At 73.0% G+C, this 20,173-nt stretch carries 11 protein-coding genes and 1 pseudogene; 4 read left to right on the forward strand and 8 right to left on the reverse strand.

Annotated elements, in window-relative coordinates; all coding sequences use genetic code 11:
• Positions 1-193 (forward strand): annotated as a pseudogene (locus tag BMG523DRAFT_RS07930) (DDE endonuclease); the annotation flags it as partial.
• A gap of 74 nt (positions 194-267) precedes the next feature.
• Here BMG523DRAFT_RS07930 and BMG523DRAFT_RS07935 read toward each other — a convergent pair.
• Positions 268-921, reverse strand: coding sequence for a L,D-transpeptidase family protein (locus BMG523DRAFT_RS07935; RefSeq protein ID WP_023841019.1), 654 nt, complete (start codon positions 919-921; stop codon positions 268-270).
• Between the two features lie 455 nt (positions 922-1,376).
• Positions 1,377-1,547, reverse strand: coding sequence for a hypothetical protein (locus BMG523DRAFT_RS25235; protein WP_023841020.1), 171 nt, complete (start codon positions 1,545-1,547; stop codon positions 1,377-1,379).
• 226 nt (positions 1,548-1,773) lie between these two features.
• Between BMG523DRAFT_RS25235 and BMG523DRAFT_RS07940 the strand changes: the two genes are divergently transcribed.
• The 3 genes from BMG523DRAFT_RS07940 to BMG523DRAFT_RS07950 all read left to right on the forward strand — a co-directional run bounded on the left by BMG523DRAFT_RS07940 (position 1,774) and on the right by BMG523DRAFT_RS07950 (position 8,671).
• Positions 1,774-5,058 carry an ATP-binding protein gene (locus tag BMG523DRAFT_RS07940; RefSeq protein ID WP_043590787.1) on the forward strand — a complete coding sequence of 1,095 codons (3,285 nt, stop codon included), beginning with the start codon at positions 1,774-1,776 and terminating at the stop codon, positions 5,056-5,058.
• Positions 5,059-5,312: 254 nt separating this feature from the next.
• Complete coding sequence (locus tag BMG523DRAFT_RS07945; protein WP_011435385.1) at positions 5,313-7,646, forward strand: hypothetical protein; 2,334 nt, start codon at positions 5,313-5,315, stop codon at positions 7,644-7,646.
• Between the two features lie 101 nt (positions 7,647-7,747).
• A complete protein-coding gene (locus BMG523DRAFT_RS07950; protein WP_108913720.1) occupies positions 7,748-8,671 on the forward strand; it encodes a type IV toxin-antitoxin system AbiEi family antitoxin domain-containing protein in 924 nt (307 codons plus the stop codon).
• 77 nt (positions 8,672-8,748) lie between these two features.
• Here the strand turns inward: BMG523DRAFT_RS07950 and BMG523DRAFT_RS07955 are convergent, their stop codons facing one another.
• From BMG523DRAFT_RS07955 to BMG523DRAFT_RS07980, 6 genes are all read right to left on the reverse strand, one after another.
• Positions 8,749-10,611 carry a class I SAM-dependent methyltransferase gene (locus tag BMG523DRAFT_RS07955; RefSeq protein ID WP_011435383.1) on the reverse strand — a complete coding sequence of 621 codons (1,863 nt, stop codon included), beginning with the start codon at positions 10,609-10,611 and terminating at the stop codon, positions 8,749-8,751.
• 61 nt (positions 10,612-10,672) lie between these two features.
• On the reverse strand, positions 10,673-11,863 hold the full coding sequence (locus BMG523DRAFT_RS07960) for a glycosyltransferase (RefSeq protein WP_023841024.1): 1,191 nt from the start codon (positions 11,861-11,863) through the stop codon (positions 10,673-10,675).
• A 10-nt stretch (positions 11,864-11,873) separates the two neighbouring features.
• Positions 11,874-12,827 carry an alpha/beta fold hydrolase gene (locus BMG523DRAFT_RS07965; RefSeq protein ID WP_011435381.1) on the reverse strand — a complete coding sequence of 318 codons (954 nt, stop codon included), beginning with the start codon at positions 12,825-12,827 and terminating at the stop codon, positions 11,874-11,876.
• Positions 12,828-12,833: 6 nt separating this feature from the next.
• A complete protein-coding gene (locus tag BMG523DRAFT_RS07970) occupies positions 12,834-13,211 on the reverse strand; it encodes an acyl carrier protein (RefSeq protein ID WP_235186826.1) in 378 nt (125 codons plus the stop codon).
• 2 nt (positions 13,212-13,213) lie between these two features.
• Positions 13,214-18,436 (reverse strand): type I polyketide synthase, encoded by a 5,223-nt coding sequence (locus BMG523DRAFT_RS07975; protein WP_051623797.1) that lies wholly within the window; start codon positions 18,434-18,436, stop codon positions 13,214-13,216.
• Positions 18,429-20,173 (reverse strand): SDR family NAD(P)-dependent oxidoreductase (locus BMG523DRAFT_RS07980; protein ID WP_043590789.1); only part of this gene is annotated, 1,745 nt, incomplete at its 5' end. The genes BMG523DRAFT_RS07975 and BMG523DRAFT_RS07980, both read right to left, overlap by 8 nt.

Here is a 20,173-nt window from a genome sequence, read left to right on the forward strand (position 1 = left end):
CGAGCTGAACCCGGCGGAGGGGGTGTGGTCACAGATCAAGCGGACCGCGCTGGTGCACCTGGCCGCCCGCACCCTCGACGACGTCCACCGGGCGGTCAAGCACGGGCTGAAACGGCTGCAGTACCGGCCCGGGGTGCTCCTGGGTTTCCTCGCCGAAACCGGCCTGGCCTGGGAGGAGCTGTGGTCAACATGACTCTCCGCATTAAAGCTCAGTATCCAGAGGCTTTTGTGCTCGATTTATCTCTCTGGATAGGCAAGGAAAGGGGCTCAGGGGCGCACGTTGTCGGCGCCGAGATCCGCCACGTCTCCCATAACGATCATGGGATGGGCCATCGGGGTCAGCCAACGGAGAATGGCCACGAGGGCGTCCTGTTCCACCGCGATGCAGCCCCGCGTCGGCGATCTGTGGTCGACATGCAGCCAGATGTCCCCGCCGATCTGCGGGCCCAGCGGACGGGTCGGGTCCGACGGCGGATACCCGGGCAGTCGGTTGTAGTCGATGGCGACCACATAGTTGAACGCATCGGGCATCGGCTCGCCCCGCGGACCCGTCGCCCGGTAGAACGACGGGCGATACTCGTAGGGCAGACCGGTGCCCGGATCGGCGAGCTTGCCACCGGCGGCGGTGAGACTGAACACGCCGATCGGGCTGCGCAGATCGCCCTCCCGATGGTCGTACGTCCAGCCATCGGCGCCGTTGCGGCCGATCAGCGGGGCGCCGTAGGTCTTCCAGGCGGAGCCGGGATCGGCCCGTTCCCACAGCGTCACGTTGTTGGTGTTCGCATTCCGGTCGATGCCGCTCACCACGATCACCTGCCGGGCGGCCTGCGGAATCTTCGTCATCATCACCGGTCCGACCCCGGGGATCGCGGTGAGGTCGGAGGCGGGCCCCGCCCTGCCGTCCGCGCCGGTACCGGCCACCCGGCTCGTCCTCACCGGCCCACCCACGCCCGACGGGCGTGCTTCGGAGGTGGGACCGAGCCCGGATGTGCGTCCGAGCCGGGCTGCGCCTCTCGGCCCGGACGGTACGGACACCGACAGGTCATGCGAGGAGTCCGGGTCCGAAGCGGGACTGCTGAGATGAAGTGCGCTGGCCGCCCCCACGACCAACGTCACACCCACCGCGGCGGCACCGACCGCGACCGAGCGACCCCGCGGGGGGCTCGTACGCGTCTCGGTCCGGCGGCGATTCCTGCGATGATCGGCCATGCCTCCGACTTCCGGGACGACGCCACGGGCGAGGCTGCGACGCGCTGTTGACCCTTGCCACCCCCGTGACCCTTGCCACCCCCGTGACCCTTGCCACCCCCGACGGCCGCCACGCCCGTGCCATCCGGCTGCGGCCATGATGCACCGGCGATGACAATACGTATCATTCACGCCGGCCTGGCGAGGTCGCCCAGCCCGGCGAGGTACCCCGACCTGGGGAGGTATCCCGCGGCAGCCGCCGGTGCGTCGGCCCACGACACCCGCAGACCGCGATCACGGCGACGGGAGTCCATGCGCCCGGGACCGTGACGATCGAAGACAGCCGTCCATGCCTCCATGTTCGACCTTCACTCCTCCCCGATCTCGGAATTCGGATACTTCGAGCAACGATGGACACGATCCGGATCCAATGCCCAGCGGAGGGTGATAGATTGCCACATCGGCACCGATGATCAGAAGTATGTTCACGGAGAGACGAGACGAAGACCACGAGGAGCCCGCATGGTGGTACGGGCGGCCGGCAGCCGTTCCCAGCGCGGCCGGCACGAATAGGCCCCTCCGATCGTGCTCGCCGGTTTCCGGTTCCACCGCATCCTCACCGCCCCTCGGCGACCCGACACACCCGACCGGCCCGATCCCGTACCGGCCGCGCTCTTCGCCGCCCTCGTCGGCGCGCACGCGCAGTTGACCTCGCTCGGGCCCGGCCACGAACCCACCGCCTCCGGTGCGTCCACTCGCGGCGGCCCGTACCCGGTGCCGGGAGCAGCCCGGCCGGGAATCGCCGTCGCCTGGCTACGGGGCCCGGGTGAGGCGCACATCCGGTTCCTCGCCGGCGGCCGGCCCTTCTTCCCAGCGGACCCGACCGCGACAGACCCGACCGCGGCGGCCACGTCGCTCGCAACAGCCACGTCGACACCAGCCGCAACCGCGGTTCCGCTGCTGTACCCCCCGGGATCGACAGCGGTGGCGCTGCCACCGGACGCCGTACCCGCCCAGCTCGCCGGCTTCCCCTACTGGCTGCGGTGCGAAGGCCTCCCGGATGCCCTGTGGGCCGCCGATCCCGGCACCGACGCCCGGCAGCCAGACACCCGCCGCGGATCGTTCGACGACTACGCCGCGCATCTCGTCGGCCCGTTCGCCTGGCTTGTGCTCGCGTGGCCGGTGCCCCCCGAGCATCTCGCCGAGGAACGGGCGGACCTCGCGCGATCGATCCCCGTGCTGCGCCGGCGGGAGAACGACCAGGGCGCCCGGCTCGACTTGGAGCGCGCGGAGGCCCGCTACCGGGAACTGGGCCGGGGCGCGTCGAGCGGCATGTGGGACGTGGAGATCCTGGTCGGTGGGGTGACCCCGGCCGGCGCGGTCTCGCTGGCCGCCCTGCTGTGCAGCTCCAGCGATCTCGACCGGCTGCCCTACACGTTGCGTCCGACCGGCCCGGTCACCTCGTTCGCGGGGGCCCTCGGCGGGGTCGGAGCCGGGGTCGGAGCCGGAGCCGGCGGGCTGGCCGGCTCACCGCGGTCCTCGCCGCGGGCGAGCGCGGAGCTGCTGGCGGCGCTGGCCCGGCCGCCCGGCCGTGAGCTGCCGGGCATCACCCTGATCACACCGCACGCCTTCGACGTGACGCCCGAGGGTCCGAACCGGTCCGGTCCCGCGGACCCCCGAGGAACGCCCGGCGCCGTTCGGCTCGGCGACGTGCTCGACGCCGGCTGGATGCCGGCCGGCGCGTTCTCGGTTTCCCTCGCGACGCTCAACCGGCACGCCTTCGTCTGCGGCGCCACCGGATCCGGGAAGTCACAGACCGTGCGGTCGCTGCTGGAGTCGTTGACCCGTGCTCCGGCGCCCGTTCCGTGGCTGGTCCTGGAGCCGGCCAAGGCCGAGTACGCCCGGATGGCCGGGCGGCTCGCCGGCCTCGCCGAGGTGCTCGTCATCAGGCCGGGCCGGCTCGACGCTCCACCGGCGTCACTGAACCCGCTGGAACCCGAGCCCGGCTTTCCCTTGCAGAGCCACATCGATCTCGTCCGGGCCCTGTTCCTGGCGGCGTTCGAGGCGCACGAGCCGTTCCCCCAGGTGCTCGCCCGCGCGCTGACGGTCTGTTACCAGGACCTGGGATGGAACCTGGTGCTGGACCGGCCGGAGCCCGCGCACCGGCCCAGATTCCGGGTGACCGGGCCGGAGGAGGACCCGAAGGTCGACGTGCGCAGGCGATATCCGACCCTCGGGGACCTGCAGCGCACCGCGACGAGGGTGGTCGAGAACATCGGCTACGGCGTGGAGGTCACGGCGGACGTCCGGGGCTTTGTCGACGTGCGCATCGGTAGCCTGCGAGAGGGTTCTCCCGGTCGGTTCTTCGAGGGCGGGCATCCGATCGATATCGGCGCCCTGCTGGCGCGCAACGTCGTCTTCGAGCTGGAGGACATCACCAGCGACCAGGACAAGGCGTTCCTGCTCGGCGCCGTCCTGATCCGCGTCGTGGAGCATCTGCGGGTCCGGTACGCCACCGCGGGCGCGGGCGGACTGCGCCACGTCCTGGTCCTGGAGGAGGCCCACCGGCTGCTCAAGAACGTCACCGACGGCCCGGCCGCGGCCTCCGTCGACCTGTTCGCCTCACTGCTCGCGGAGATCCGCGCCTACGGCGAGGGGCTCGTTGTCGTGGAGCAGATCCCAGCGAAGATCCTTCCCGACGTTATCAAGAACACCGCACTGAAGGTGATGCACCGGCTCCCGGCCGCCGACGACCGAGAAGCCGTCGGCGCGACAATGAACCTGCGCGACGATCAGTCCGAACTGGTCGTCGCGCTGCCGGCGGGGGTGGCGGCGGTGAGCGCGGACGGCATGGACCGTCCCGTGCTGGCCCGGATGGTCGCCGGAGACGACCGGGAGAGCGCGCGCTACGCGCGCTACGACCGGGTGCCCCTGGCCGGACGGCGCAGCCTCGGCTGCGGCGCGGCCTGCGTCGCCGGCCCCGCCTGCACCCTGGAGGAGACGGAGACGTCCGCCCTCGCGGCCCGCGATCCCCTGCTGGTGGTGTGGGTCGAGGCGGTGGCCGCGCACCAGGTCATGGGCTTCACCCATCTGCTCGGGATCGCGCCGTTCGCTCCGGCGGAACCCCTGCGGACCACCCTCGCCGCGTTGCCGGGTCGCATCCTCGACTGCGCGCTCGCCCATGCCGCCGACCGGGCGACGGACGCCCGCGCCGCCGCGCTGCGCCCCTTCGTCGACCCGGACGACTTCACCGCCGCCCTGCTCGCGACGCTGCGCCGGCTCCTCGGCCTGCCGCCGTCCCCGGCGGACGCGGCAGAGGCGGCGGACGCGGCAGACACGGCGAACACGGCGGACACGGCGGACACGGCGAACACCGTCGACTCCCGGCACCTGACCGCGGGCATGTACCGCTGGCAGGACGTCCGGCAGGCGCTGGTTGACGCAGTGCGCCGGCGGGGGGCCGGCGCGGGCCCGCATCCGCTCACCGCGGCCTGGCGCGAGCGCGGCCTGACCCTGCCGGGCGAGACCGTGGGCGAACAGCTCACCCGGCTGAAGAACGGTGCCTTCTACGCTCCGGGCCGGGAGAAGGTCAACATCGGTGATCCGGCGGTCAGCGGCCTCACCGTGGCGGTCCGGGAACTCACCGGCGCGGCGGATGCCACCTCGCTGTCGGACGCGCTCCACCAGGCATGCACCGGCAAGGGACTGGCCGAGCTGGCCACCCAGATCTCCGACCTCGTCGGCCCCGCGCCGAGCGGACCGGGGAGCGCCCCACCGGAGTCCACCGCGGCGGCCACCGCCCTCGGCCCGTCCATCGGGACAGCATCCGCGTTCGGGACAGCATCCGTGTTCGGGACAGCGCGGGACTGAGCGCCCGGGCCCGTCGACCGTCGGGACGTTACGGCGGGGCCGACATGCACGGCGGAACGCGACAGAGTGGACACCACGCGCCATAATGGCCACGTAACGCCCCAGTACTGACACCGGGCGTGCCGAGATCGTTTCCAGGTGCACGATGATCGGGAACGGGGAGTCGCTGCGGCACGGTGGGCTGCGGCCGTCGGGGCTGCGGCACGGTGGGCTGCGACGCGGGAGCAGGCGAGTGGGACGGCGGAGGGTCGGCGATGGGGGTGGGCACGCTAACCACGACTGAGGCCCGGCTGATCCAGGGGCTCTTCGTTCCACGGGAGCGTTGGGGCTGGGAGTTCGTCGACACCGGTCCATCGGCCCCGAGCCCGCTCGCCGACCGTCAACCGGTCTGGCAGGAGCCCGAATCGCCCGATCTGACCGCGCTCACGGCCCGGCGAAACCATGCCGTCCGCGCCCTGCTGACCAGGCTCGTCCTGCCGATGGCCTTCGTGGTGTTCGGCATGCTGCTCGCGGGCGAGGGGGGATTCTTCTTCGTCCCGGCGGGACTCGCGCTCGCCGTGGTCGCGTGCCTGCCTCCGCTGATCCTGCACTACCGGCTGGGCCGGACACGATCCCGGGCCGCGTCGGCCCGGGCCGACGGATACACCCGCCACCTGCAGGCGTTGACGTCCTGGCAGACCGAGGTCGACGCGCACGACCGGGCCGAGCTGCGACGCCGAGAGGCCACCGCCGTCTTCTATCCCGTCTCGGCCCCCGCGGCGACCCCCAGGATCGACGTGTTCGGCGGAACCGGCGACGGATGGGCGAGCCTGCTGGCCACCGCGGGCTGCTCGGTGCTCACCGGCGGCACCGGCATCCTGCTCGTCGATCTCAGCGAGCGGGCGGTGGGCGGGGGGTTGGCACGCCTCGCCGGCCAGGCGCGCTGGCCGGTGGAGTCCTGGGACCTGCCCCGCCAGCTCGACGAGGTGGCGCTCCTCGACGGCCTCGGGCCGCGGGAGGCCGGCGAGCTCGTCGCCGACGCGTTCGGCATGTCCCAGGAGAGCGGCGATGATCCGCACCGACGCGCCCTGCACGCGGACCTGGTCACCACCGTCGCCGTCGTTCTGTACGAACGGCTCAGCATTCGCCGTCTCGCCGAGGGCCTGCGCGTCCTCGAAGGTCTCGACGACGGCAGCGCGGCCACGTCGCTGTCGACGGCCGAGGCCGGGGAGCTCACCGCGCACATGGACGCGTTCGGCCGCGGTGACCGGATCGCCGACGAGCTGCGCTACCTGCGTTCCTCGCTGGAGGCGCTCAGCCCGCCACCACCAGCCACGGCCGCGACGGCACCGGCCGCGACGGCACCGGCCGCGACGGTCGAGGCCCATATGTTGGCGGCCGCCGCCGATATGTCGACGGCCAGGATGCCGACGGCCAGGATGCCGACGGCCAGGGTCGACAGCGCGCCCCGTCCACTGACGGCCTGGTGGCCGGTACCCGGGCTGCGGGTTCTCGCCACGTCGAGCCGGGACTCGTCCGCCCACCGCAAGGAACTCACGGACCGGCTCCTCGTCCAGACCGTGCTCCACCAGCTCCGTTGCCGCCAGCGGGGCGGGCCGACCGGCCGGGACATGCTGGTCGTCGCCGGGGCGGACCATCTCGGCCGAGCGGTCCTGACCGGGCTGACCCGCCACGCCGAGCTCGCCGGGGTGCGGCTCGTGCTGCTCTTCGAACGGCTCGCCGACGACGCCGAACGGGTGCTGGGCAGCCAGGGAGGCTCGACGATCATCATGCGATTGGGGAACGGTAAGGACGCCGCGACCGCGGCGGAATTCATCGGGCGTGGTTACCGCTTCGTCATGTCTCAGGTGACGGCCCAGGTGGGGCGCAGTTTCACGGCCGGCGACAGCGACAGCGTCGGTTACCAGGACGGCACCTCGGAGACGACCGGCACCAGCGGCGGAACCGGCCGGACCTACGACGGCACCCGGCTGCTGCCCTGGTTGCAGAACACGTCGAAGAACGCCGGATGGCAGGAGTCGGTGACGGCGTCGCGATCGCAGACCTGGCAGCGCACGACAAACTCGTCGGTGAGCGACTCGACAACCGACGGCACGACCTCCCAGCGGGTATACGAGTTCACCGTGGAGCCGACCACCGTCCAGACCCTGCCGGCGACCGCGTTCCTGCTGGTCAACCCGGTCGATGGGGCGGGACGGGTGGTGCCGGGGGACTGCAATCCGGGCACCGTCCTGCTGCCTGGGGTCTCCGCGGCCGACCGCTGGTCCGTACCTGACGCGGCCGCCACGCCCCTGGCGGGTCACCACGTCGGAACCGCCGGAGCCGACGTGATCCAGGCCGGTACGGACCAGGCCGGCCCTGCGCGGACCGGCGCGGAGGAACAGCGTCGGATCGAGCCTGCCCCGCCCGTCGGGTTTCCGGGCATCGGCCAGCAACCGCCGGCCGACGAGGAGGTCTACCGGCTCGTCCCGCCCAAGGCGCGTCCCAGCGGCCCCGGCAGTCCCGGCGGTCCCGGCGGCCAGAGCACTCACCCGGGGGCGCGGGGATGGGTTCCCGGCGTCGGGGACCACCACCCGGGGCATGGCTGACCCGGTCCGGAACGCGGCCGTCAGGAAGGAGACAGCCGAAAGTTATCCACAGCCCGAAAAAGGTTCTGGCCCAACAGACAGACAACCGTCATCGTCTTCTCATGGCCCATAACCCTGGCCGACTCTCCTGGCAGGAGATCGCCACCATGCAGGCCGGCGTGATCACGATACGCGATGCGATCAACGCCGGCATCACCCGCGACGAGATCCGCCGACGGTTGAACGACGGTCGCTGGCAGCAACCCTTCCGCGGCGTGCTGATCACAACCGCCACACCCGTGACGAGGATGCAGGAGCTGTGGGGGGCCCTGCAGGCCGTCGGCCCGGACGCGGTGCTCGCGGGCGCCTGCGCGGCGGGGCTCGCGGGTCTGGACGGCTACGGCACCGGCCCGGTGACGGTTCTCCTGCCCACCGAACGCCGGATCGCCGCGCCACCGGGCGTGCTTCTGCGGCACAGCGCTCGGCTCGACATCACCGAGATCGATCCCCTCCGCCTGCCCCGGCGGACGGCCCCCGCCCGGTCCGTCATCGACATGGCCGAGTGGGCGGCTACCCGCGCGGACGCGCAGGGCCTGCTCGTTGACGCTGTCCGTCAACGTTTCGTCACCGTCGCGAGCCTGCGGATCGCGCTGGCCCGGCGTGGTCCGATCAGCCGCCGGACGCTGATCACCGAGACGTTGGACGACCTGGGCCGGGACGCGCCGCGCCTCACCGAGATCATGTACCGTCGCATCGAGGCCCAGTGGGGGTTGCCGGTAGGGACCCCGAGTGTCAACGGGCCCGCGGACGAGCCGATGGCGCGCCTCGACGTCTGGTACGAGCCGTGGCGCGTGCGGGTGGAGATCCAGGCGACGGTCCCTGGGCCGACGGTCGTCGCCGAGCCGACCGGCCAGCTCCTCATCCGTCTGCCGGCACGCCTGGCGCGGGACGCCCCGGCCGAGGTGGCTTCCCTCGTAGGCGGGGCGCTGCGTGACCGCGGCTGGTCGGCGTCGGTGCCGCGCGCTCCGCGGGCGCTGGCCTCCTGAGCTCCGCGGGACATTCGTTCGTCGCGTCCCGTATCCCTGTGCCGCGCCGCACATTCCGGTCAACCGGTCCGCCGAGGTCAGAGCTCCTTGCGGGCGATCATCAGGTAGGTGCCGGCGTACCGGGCGTCGTGCGCGTACCGGCCGGCAAGGCGGTCGAGGAGGCGGGCCAGTCCCAGTAGGGGGCTGGCCACAAGCATCACCAGGACGCGGCCGGCCGCGCCGACCGGGCCGGCCTGCTGGGGCAGCCACGGCATGGGGCGTGGCGCGATCATGGCCACGGCGAGCAGCAGGGCGCCGGTCAGCCCACCGGGACGGCGCGCCGCGGCGAAGCGCACCGCGACCGGCCGCAGCCCCCGGTCCTCCAGCGCGGCGATCAGGTTCTCCGCGGGGATGAAGTGGGCGCGCTCGGGGACCGCCCAGCCGGGCCAGAACCGGCCGAGCCAGCGGGCCTGCCGGCAGTCGGCGTTGGCCAGCTCGCAGACGACGTGCCCGCCAGGCGGCAACGCCTTCGCGACGGCGTCGAGCTCCGCCGACGGGTCGTCGCGGCGTTCCAGGTAGTCGAACATGCTGATGACGTCGTACCGGCCGGCGAGGCTGTCGACGACGTCGGAGAAACGGCCGTAGTGGGCGTGGTCGATCCAGCCGCGCGCCAGGCCCTTGGCCAGGCCGGGAAAGGTGTCGAGCCCGTCAAACACCGTCCTCGGCCACACCTCTCGGGCCGCGTTGGCGAAGTGACCGTACCGGGCCCCCACGTCCAGCCAGGTCCGTGGCACCACGAACGGTCGGACGGCGGCAGCCTGCTCGCGCCGCTCGCGGGCGATCGCGGCCAGGACCTGCTCGGCGACATCGGTGCGCAGGCCGTCGTAGCGGTCCCGGTCGTAGAACTCACGCCCGGCCGGGCTCAACGACGGGTTGAGGAAGACATGCCCGCAGCGCTCGCAGCCGTCCAGCCGGAAGGAACCGGGCTTGCGCAGGAGCAGGTCCGGCGACTCCACCCGGGTGGCGAGCTCGACCGATCCGCACCAGGGGCAGTCGGCCCGGTCGTGGCGCAGGAACCGGTCGAGGCCGGCCTGGACGTCCTGGGAGTAGGAGGCGCGGCTGGCGGCGGTCTCCTGCCTGGCCGCATGCTTGACCGGGTCCGGAGGAAGCCCGGCGGCCTTCGCCTCAGCCGCCTTCACGGCCTGCGCCCGGCCGGCCCGCACGGAGTCGACCACGAACAGCACCCCGCCGAGGATGCGCACGATGGGAGAACGAATGAGATCGCGCGGGGACAGCGGCACCCGGCCGGCGCAGACGAAGAACGGCTGGAACCAGAACAGCGCCATGGCCGCGAGGCCGAACGGCTGGTTCACATGGAAGCCGATCGCGGTGGCGATCTGGGGTACGAACGGGAAGAGCTGGTTCTGCCGGGTGAACCGGTAGGCCCGCTGCTGGACGCGGACACGCATCGCCGCGTCGTCCCGGGCGGCACGCAGCCCCGGCAGCACCGCCAGATCCGTCGAGCCGGAGGCGAAGGTCTTCAGCCGCTCGGTGATGTCGACGAGCTCCACCGGGTCGAAACCGTCCCGGCGGGTGATCCCAGCCCGCTGGAGAATCTCGGAGTGGACCAGCAGCGCCTGGAAGGCGCCGCGGCCGGGCACGCAGCGGTCGGCCCGGTAGGTGCGGGTGTCGACCATCCGGGCGAGGTCGAGCGCCCGTTCGGCCGTCAGGTCCGCCGGGACGAGGTCGAGCACGTCGAGCCGGTCCCGGCTGGCGTGGTAACTGGCCGCCCGTCGGCCGCTGTCGGAGAGGCGGACCCCGGTCGCGACGAGGAACTCATGCGCGGGGTCCACCGGGCGACCGGAGGCCGGCAGGGTGTCGAGACGACGCAGCCGACCGCGCAGCCGCACACCGTTGATCGCCAGACCGGCACACACCAGGATCGGCAACCATGTCAGCACGACGTCAGAACCGTTCGAGCATCAGACCACGAGACCGATCACCGGACCGCCAGACCGAGCATCAGACCGCCAGCTTCTCAAGGTGATCGGCGGCGGCGGCCACCCCGCCGGCCGCGGCGAAGGCGGCCCGCATCCGGGCGGCGGCGGCCCGGTACGACGGATCGTCCAGCACGGCCGTCACCGCGGAACGCACGGCGGTGGGTCCGGCCCGACCGAACTTGACGCGCACCCCGGCCCCGTTACGGACGACCTGCTCGCCGATGATCGGCTGATCGTCGCGAACCGGGGCGACCACCAGCGGAACCCCGTGTGACAGCGACTCACAGACGGTGTTGTTGCCGGCGTGGCACACCACCGCCGACAACCGCGGAAGTAACGCGACCTGCGGCACGAACGGCGCGACCAGCAGATCGTCGGGCGCCGCGGCGGCGAGGTCGTCAACGAGCCCGGGTGTGGCGACGACGATCGCCTGTACCCGCTCGGGCAGGCCGAGCAGCCCCTCGGCCGCCGCCCGCAGAAACCGACCGCCGGCCTCCCGGGTCACCGTGCCGAGGGAGACGAGCACCGCCCGGCGGGCCGGGTCGAGCCAGTCCCAGGGGAACTCGCCCGCCCCGGCCCGTTTCCCGACCGCGCTGCCGACGAAGACCGCGTAGTCCGGGATCCCGGGATTGTGCAGCATTTCCCGGACGGAGAAGACGAGGGTCAACACCTCGGAGAAGCGCAGGTCCCCGATGGCAGCCTCGTCGGGCGGCACTCCGTGCCCGGTCTGGAACTCCCGCAGGCGGTCGACGACCCACTGCCCCAGGCCCGCGAGCACCCCGTAAGGATTGTCGAACTCGGCGGAGGTCGCCGCGAGGGTCGCCCAGCGCAGGCCCCGGCGACGGGCGACGAGCGCGGCGCCCACCGCCTGCTGGTCGATGACGAGCAGGTCGGGCTGGAAGTCGTCGATGATCCTGTCGATCGCCGGGGCCATCATCGAGCCGAGCGGGAGCAGGAAGTCCTCCCACAGGAACTTCAGCGACGCCGGGCCCCGCAGCGCCCGAGACGCGTCCTGGATCCGGGACCACTTCTCGCCCAGGCCCGCCTCGGGTAACGCCAGCAGGGCCAGCTCCGGCGGGATCAACGATCCGATGACGCCCGCGTACCCGGCGAGCGCCACCTCGTGACCACGGGCGGCCAGCTCGGCGGCGACCCCGACCGCCGGGTTGACATGCCCGGTCAGGGGCGGCACCACGAACAGCACGCGGCTCATCAGACTCTTCTCACGCCCCTCGCCCCTCACGCCCCTCGCCGGCCGCAACTGCCGCGTCGGCCGAGATCGGGGCCGGCCGGCGCTCGGCGTTGAGATCGGGCGGCGGCACCCGCTGCGTCACCCAGTCCGGGGTGGCGAAGCGCCGGCCGTTCGCGCGCACGTAGGGCGGCGGCGGCGTCTGGCGGCGGAACAACCACCACCGCAGCAGGTCCCGCAGGTAGTGCGCGGCCTCCCGCAGCACCATGTGCGTGTGGTGCTCCAGGACGATCAGGGTGCACTCGGGCACCAGCGCGGCCAGGCCCGCAGCCTGCCCGATGATGTCGGAGTTCTCCCCGTACACCGCGAGCACCGGGACGTTCAGCGCGGCCAGCGCCTCGGTGGAGAACGGCGGAGTCGCCAGCATGTCGGTGGCGATCGTCGTCTCCTGCAGCAGCCGCTGCGCGGCCCGGGTGGCGCGGCTGGCCACGCGTCCGGCGCCGTTGTCCAACCACTCCTGGACCTCCTCGTCGGTCATCGCGACGAGGATCTGGGTCAGCGATCGGGCCATCTCCTCGCCAAGACCCTCGATCAGGAACGGCGGCTCGATCAGCGTCAGGCTCGCCACCCGGGAGGTGAACTCCAGCCCGAAAGCCAGCGCCATCGTGGCGCCGTAACTGTTACCCACCAGGTGCACCGGGCGATCCACCCCGAGCTCGTCGAGCAGCCCGAGCAGATCGGCCATCGAGTCCGCCAGCTCGTAGCCGCCGCGGGTCCGCTCGCTGCGCCCATGGCCGCGCAGGTCGTAGCAGATGACGTCGCAGCCGGCATCGGCGAGGCAGTTGCCCAGCGTGAAGTAGAAGCTGGAGATGTTGTCCATCACCATGCCGTGCACCATCACGACGACCGGCGAGTCCGTGGACGCTCCGCCCCTGGGCGCCAGTCGCTGCACGTGCAGCCGGATCCCGTTCGCGATGATCTCAGCCACGGGCCTTCAGGCCGATCCCGCCGGCGCCAGCGTCGGGAGGCTGTCGACGATGAAGTGGACGACCTCGCCGACCCGCATGTTGATCACCTGGTCGACGTCCATGTCGGCAAGGAGGCCGACGAAGTCCACCGCCTCGCCGTAGCGCCCACGCAGCCGGTCGGCCAGCGCCACGAACTCGATGCTCTCCAGCTCGAGATCCTGATTGAACGAGGTGGCCATCGTGATCTCCATGTCCACGACGTACTCCTCCCCGATCACCTCCCGCAGGAGCTCCGTGACCTCGCCGAGGATCCGGGCCTCGGCCTCGGCCCGCGTGACGGCGTCGGTGCGGTCGTCCGGATCCGGGCCGGGAGGACCCTGCCTCGTCGTGCTCTGCGCAGACATCATCAACACTCCTTCTGGCTCTGGAGACCATGCGCCTCGACCTCGGGGGAGGTCCAGGCGACTACATAACTGACGGTAGCGATATCGACTCTTCCGGTGGAGACGTCATCGCCCACAGCGTCCTGACGCCGCGACGGCGATACCCCGCCCTCGCGGGGCGCCGGGCCGGTCGGTTCCGGCTGAATCCGGCCGGCGGCGTCCACCGTACGCAACGCCACCCACCGGGTCCGCTCCGGCACCGACCCGTCGGGACCATCCCCGTAGACGGTGACCCGGACCAGGTCGGGCGGGGTGCCCCCCACCGGGGAGGACGCGAGCCCATCCCTTCCCGGGGAATGGGCCTTCCCCGGGAAGGGATGGGGGCCGTCCACGACGAACCGACGTGGACGGCCAGCGAGGCCCGTTCCGTCGGCCTTCGCCGCCGCCTCCTTCGCCGCCCACAGCCGGGTGAACCACACGGCCCGCCGGTGAGGATCGGTGCCGGCGACCCGGTCGAGCAGGCGCAGTTCGGTGGGCGCCAGGGCCGCCTTCTCGACCCCGGCGGCGCGGGACACGATCCGCTCAAGATCGATGCCAACCTCCCCGTCCGCGGCGACCAAGGCCACGGCGAGCTCCGGCTTGTGGGCGAGCGACACCCCCGGGGGGTCGAACGCTGGGACACCCGGCCGCGCCGGCAGGGAGGTGATGACCGGGGCACCCACGTCGTCGTTACGGATCCCGACCTCGATCCCCCAGACGGGCCCCGCTCCCCGTTCCCACAGCCATCGCCGGACTGCGTCCTGGGCGGCGATCCGTCCCAACAGCCGGCCGCGTGCCGCCCTGGGGTTGAGCGCGGCGAGCCGGGCACGCTCGGCGGCATCGGCGTAGTGGCGCACGATCAGTTCCCGCGAGGCCGCGTCGGGCCAGCGGTCCACGGCGACCACCCAGCCCTCACCGGAGGGCTGGGCCACCGTGTTCAACTCCGGCGCACGCACCATCGCCCAGAGCACGTCGTCGTTGGCGAACCGGCGGTCGGTCCACCCGGTGATGACCGCCCAGACACGTCCGTCGGCCCGCCGCACCTCCATGTCCGCGGTCACCGTGCGCTCGGCCACCTGCCGGATCCGTACGACGCAGTCCACCAGGTCGCCCTCCACCGGTGCCGGGCCGTGGAACTGCACGTCGGCCAGGGACTGCGGGAGCAGGAGGGAGTCGTCGGACAGATGCTCCATCGCCCAGTAGCCGAAGAGCTGGCCCACGTTGTCGAGCAGGGCGCCGGACGCCGACGGCACCCGCAGACGCCCCCGGATACCGGTCGGGGCGATCGCCTCGATCCGATGGATGCCCTGGTAGCCGGGACCGTGGAAGAGGAACCGGGCCCCGTAGAGATCCCTGCCACGATGCCGCGGGGGCCGCTCGACGGGCAGCGTCGGGCCCGTCCGGCCCACGGACAGATCGGCGGTGATCGCGGTTGACTCGGGCGGCGGCAGGTGGTCCGCCGCGAACAGCACCGTGCCGCGGGCGTAGCCGTCCACGGTCACCCGCACCGCGTCCGGCCCCGCGGGGGCGAGCGCAATGGACACCTCCACCGCCGGCTCGATCGCGAGCCAGCGCAACGCCCGGACGTCTCGGACACCGACCGGCACCCGGCCCGGCAGCAGCGCGGCGGCCTCGCCGATCATGAGCTCGAGGACCTCGGTCATCGGCACGACCGGGAACAGATCGGATATGTCCGCCCAGCCCGGCGGCTGACGGTAGAAGCAGTGGTCGACGATGTGCGGCATCGACGCCAGCGACAGCCGTCGCCGGAACATCCGCGGCCCGGGTTCGGGACTGTCACGGGGCACGGGTACCCAGCCCACCGCGGACGTCCGATCGGCGCCCGTGCCCCGACCGGCCGCCCCGCCGTCGGCCGCGCTCGCGCCGCGGCGAGGAGGGACGCCCATCGAACCCGCGTCGCCGTTTCCGCCGGCACCGCCGGACGTGCCACCGCCCCGGGGAGCATCGTCGGCGCGGAACCGAGCACCACCGCGCACGCCGCCCGACCGCACGCCGCCCGACCGCACGCCGCCCGGGATCGCATCGCCCGGGATCGCCCTGCCCCCCGATCCGGGCGGGGGGACCCGAGCCGGCGTCGCCCCATGCGACCAGCGGTCGACCACGGTGGACATCACCGCGTCCGCCTCGGCGAGCGCGGCCCGCAGCTCGGCAATCACCGGATGCGTCGGCACGTCACCTTCGGCCCAGGCCGGCGGGTTCCGGTGGGTCCGATCGGCACTGCCCGGGTTGAGCAGGTCGCCGGCCCCGCCGCCGAGGCGGATCAGGGGGGTGCCGAGGCTCAACCGCACCGGGGCGCCGACGCGGTGCGGTCCGTTGGCCGCCCGGGGGAGCGGCGGCACCGCCGGCGCGGGTCGCGACCGGCAGGGCAGCAGGTCCATCCGGGGCGCGGCGCCTTCCGCCCACATCGCCGCCGCGACCCGCCGCAGCTGGTCCAGCCCGGGACGCTTCACGGTATTCGTGACCAACGAGAGATGGTCGTTGCCGGGCAGGGTGTCGTCGACGAATCCCGCGACGCTGCCCACTCCGACCTGGATGAAGGCACGCACCCCGCGCTCGCGCAGCCGCTCGACGAGCTGGCGGAAGCGTACCGGTTCGACCAGGTGTCGAAGAGCGAGCGCGCGGATGGCGTCGTGGTCGCTCGGGTAGGGCGCCACCGTGGTCGCCGACCAGATCGGCACGCTCGCCTCGACGAACGTGGTGCGGGCGAGCCGCGCCCGCATCGGGTCCAGGTACGGTTCGAGGAACGGGGAGTGGAACCCTGACCGGAACGGCAGGATCTGGCCCAGCACGCCGTCGCGGCGCAGCCGGTCCAGCGTGGTACGCACGCTGTCCTCCCGCCCACAGATGATCGACTGATGCGGGCAGTTGTCGTGGGAGACGACGACCTCGTCGAGCCCGGCGATGACCTCCGTCGCGCGCTGCGCGCCGCAGCCGAGCGCGCCGAAGACGACCCCCGGCACCTCCAGGGCTGTCGGGTCGAAGCCGGCGAGGAAGTCGTCGGTGTACTCGTCGGTGATCAGCCCGCAGGAGATCATCGCGTTCCACTCGCCGATGCTGTGGCCGCCGACGAGGTCCGGGATGATCCCGAGCCGCCGCAGCGCCACATCGAGGATCCGGCCGACCTCAACGCTCGCGACGCCATGCCGGCCGAGCATCCCGGTGTCGTCGAGGGTCGGCTTCGTCAGCCCGAAGTGTTCGCAGACATCGTCGATCCGCGGGGTGAACTTGTCCTCCAAGCCGCAGAACAGGAAAGCGGTCTGCGCCGGGGAGTCCCCACCCGCCCGCGCGGGGGCGAACATCCCTGCCGGGGTGAACCACAGGTCGTTGCGTCCCCGCCAGGGGGTGCCGCGCTCGACGACGGTGCGGGCGAGCGCCAGCCGACGGGCGGTCGGCGCGACCAGGGCCAGCCGCCACGGCCCACCGGTCGGCGGGGTCGCGGCGTCGTCGCGGGCGAGCAGTTCCGCGTCCGGGACGTCGAGCTGGGCCAGCAGGTCAGCCGCGTCGGCCCCGGCGAACAGCAGCACCGGTTCGACGTCCGGACCGACGTCCGGGTCGGCTGCCCGGTCCACCGTGGTCACCGCCGGGGCGGCGAACGTACGGGCCGCCGTCACCGCCGCGGGTGCCGGCGCCTCCTCCAGCACCAGATGGGCGTTGATGCCGCCGAACCCGAAGGCGTTGACCCCCGCTCGGCGGGGACCGCCGCCGGCCGGGGCGTCCCACTCGACGACGGCGCGCACCGGCGCGAACCGGCTGCCCACGAACGCCGGATGCGGCTCGTCGCAGTGCAGCGTGGGCGGCAGGACCCGGTGGTGCAGCGCCAGCGCGGTCTTGATCAGAGCGGCCGCGCCCGCGGCCGGCATCGCGTGACCGATCATGGACTTGACGGAACCGATCCCGATGTCCGCCCGACCCGGCCCGGCCGGTCCGCCCGACGCGGTGCCAAAGATCCGGCTGAGGGTGGCGAGCTCCACAGCGTCGCCGGTGGGGGTGGCCGTGCCGTGCGCCTCGACGAGGCCGATCGCACCCGGCGCCGTCGGGTCGAGCCCGGCATCCGCCCAGGCCCGGCGGACGGCGAGCGTCTGGCCTTCGACGGCCGGGGCCATCAGCGAGGCGGACCGGCCGTCACTGGACGTGCCCGATCCCCGCAGCACCGCGTAGATCCGATCGCCGTCGCGCTCGGCGTCGGCAAGCCGCTTGAGGACGACCATGCCGACGCCCTCGCCGATGAGAATGCCGTCGGCCCGCCGGTCGAAGGGACGGATGATCTCACTCGGGGACAACGCCCGCAGCAGGGTGAAGACGCTCCAGAACGACGCCTCGTGCACGATGTGGGCGCCACCGACGATCATCGCGTCGGTCCGGCCGGACCCGAGGTCACGCATCGCCATGTCGACGGCGATGAGCGATGACGCGCAGGCCCCGTCCACGGTGTAGGCGGGTCCGCGCAGGTCGAGCCGGTTGGCGATGCGGGAGGCGGCGAGGTTCGGCACCAGCCCGATGGACGCCTCGGGGCGCTGCGGTCCGAGCTGGGCGACGAACGCCTCCCGGACCCGTTCGACGGCCTCGGCCGGCAGGTCGGGCAGGATCTCGCGCAGCGTCGTGACAATCTGGCGGGAGGTGCGCACCCGCTGTTCGAGCTTGGCGACCCCGGGACCGACGTAGCCGCCGCGGCCGAGCACCACCCCGACACGCTCGGCGTCCCCCAACCGCTCGGGACCGCCGGCGTCCGTGATCGCCTCGGCGGCGAGCCGCAGGGACAGCAGCTGGTCGGGTTCGGCCCAGTCGACGGCCAGCGGCATGATGCCGAACGCGGCCGGATCGAACGACGCGAACTCCTCGACGAAACCGCCACGCCGGCAGTAGAAGGCGTCGCTGGCACCGCCGGGGCTGCCCACACCGCCGGGTCTGCCCACACCGCCCGGTCCGGCGCCGGGACGGTCACCGCGGGGCGGGTCGGGGCGAAACAGGTCGGGGCGGAAGTAGTCGTCAACGTCGAAACGCTCCGGCGACACCTCCCGGATCGCGTCGACACCCCCGACGATGTTGCCCCAGAAGGTGCCGAGGTCGCCGGCGCCGGGGAACAGCGCCGCCATCCCGACCAGGGCGATGGGTGGGGCGCCGCCCCCGGACGCGGACCGGGATCCCGACGCCGACCGCCCCCCCGGCCCGGCACCGGGCTCAGGCATCGAACGACTCCACCGAGGCGCACATGTAGACGACCTGCGCGGGCGTGCCCGCCGGAGCGGCCAGCTCCCGCAGCAGGGCGGCCACCCCGTCGGCGGGATCGATCAGGCCGATGCCACGGCGCGCGTACTCCCGGGCAAGCTCCGGGGAGACCATCCCACCGCCGGTCACACCGGCCGCACCGGCCACCGCGCCCCCGGTCACCGCGGGGGCCGGTCCGCCGGCCCGTGCCACGAAGTCCCGCGCGGATCCCCAGGGACCCCAGTCGACGCTGACCACCCGGCCGGCGAAGCGGCCCGCACAGGCACCGGCGAGCGTGTCCAGGGCGTCGTTCGCGGCGGCGTAGTCGACCTGGCCGCGGTTGCCGAAGACGCCCGCGACACTCCCGAACAGGGCGACGAAGCCGACGTCGTCCCGCAGCGCCGCCAGCAGCGCCCGGGCACCGTCGATCTTCGTTCGGTACACCTGGTCGAACGACTCGGGCGTCTTGTCCCGCAGGAGTCGGTCCGCCAGGATGCCCGCACCGTGCACCACGCCGTCGAGGCGACCGTGGCGGGCGTAGACGTCGGCCACGACCGAGGCAACGGCGGCGCCGTCACGCACGTCCATCGCGTGGTAACGCACCGACGAGGCCAGCCGACCAAGGACCTCCAGCGTGGTGCGCACCTCCCGCTCGGCGAGCAACCGGGCCACCTGGGACTCGATCTCGGCCGGCCGGCGGACGCCGGTGGCGACAAGCGCGCGGCGCAGCGCCGGGGCGTCGAGCGCATCCGCCGTCACCGGATCCTCCGGTCCGGTGGGCGGTGGGGTACGCCCGATCAGCTCGATGGCGCAGCCGCTGCGCCGGGCGAGCTCCACGGCGACGGCCGCCGTGATACCCCGCGCGCCACCGGTGAGCAGCACCACCGAGGAGGGACCGAGCTCGGCGGGCAGTTCGCCCGCATAGCCCGCCGCACCCACGTCGCCGACGTCGCCCGCGACGCCCAGCTCCACCGGCCGGATCCGCGGGGTCGCGCGGACCCCGTCACGGTAACCCACCACGGACGGCCCGCCGGGGGTGAGCAGCTCGACGAGCAGGCTCTCGGCGATCCGACGCGGTTCGTCCTTCGGTTCGACGTCGACGAGGCGGACCGCGATATCGGGAACCTCCCAGGCGATCGTGCGCACCAGGCCGGCGAGGCCCATCCCCGGGGTCAGCTGGATCCCCTCGTCCCCGGCGTCGCCCGGGGCGAGCGCTCCGGTGCCGTGGGGCGACGGGCGACCGAAGCGCCCGCCGTGCCCGGTCGCGACGAGCATCCGCCGGCTGCCGCCGAGGGCCGCGGCCCGCAGTGCCGCGAACGCGGCAGGAAGAACGGCGTGGTCGCCGGCACCGGGATCGATCGAGGCGATCCACACCAGGCCGTCCGCGCCGGCGCCGGCTCGAACCTGACCGACCAGGCCCCGGTCGTCGGCAGCGAGGATGCGGGCCTCGGCACCCGCCTGCTCCAGCAACGTGGCGAGCTCGAGTCCGACCCCGAGACCACCCTCGACGAGAAGGAAGCGGGCCCCGGCCAGCGACCCGGCACGTCCGACCGGCTCCGGGGTCGAGGGCACGGGGACGATCTCCGGTTCGACAACGAACCGCCGTAGCGGGATCGCGGCTGTCGAGCCGGCCCCCCCGGACTTCGCGACTCCGGCGGACCGACCGGGCCCGGTGGGCTCGGCCGGTTCGGTCGCGCCGGCGGCATCCGGATCCACCG

It is taken from the genome of Frankia sp. BMG5.23, from assembly GCF_000685765.2.
Classification (GTDB): domain Bacteria; phylum Actinomycetota; class Actinomycetes; order Frankiales; family Frankiaceae; genus Frankia; species Frankia casuarinae.

Bases quoted from the DNA above. Each gene is read 5' to 3' on its own strand.
- BMG523DRAFT_RS07945 (WP_011435385.1), top strand. From the start codon at position 5,313: ATGGGGGTGGGCACGCTAACCACGACTGAGGCCCGGCTGATCCAGGGG.
- BMG523DRAFT_RS25235 (WP_023841020.1), bottom strand. From the start codon at position 1,547: ATGGAGGCATGGACGGCTGTCTTCGATCGTCACGGTCCCGGGCGCATG.
- BMG523DRAFT_RS07950 (WP_108913720.1), top strand. From the start codon at position 7,748: ATGGCCCATAACCCTGGCCGACTCTCCTGGCAGGAGATCGCCACCATG.
- BMG523DRAFT_RS07970 (WP_235186826.1), bottom strand. From the start codon at position 13,211: ATGTCTGCGCAGAGCACGACGAGGCAGGGTCCTCCCGGCCCGGATCCG.
- BMG523DRAFT_RS07960 (WP_023841024.1), bottom strand. From the start codon at position 11,863: ATGAGCCGCGTGCTGTTCGTGGTGCCGCCCCTGACCGGGCATGTCAAC.
- BMG523DRAFT_RS07975 (WP_051623797.1), bottom strand. From the start codon at position 18,436: ATGCCTGAGCCCGGTGCCGGGCCGGGGGGGCGGTCGGCGTCGGGATCC.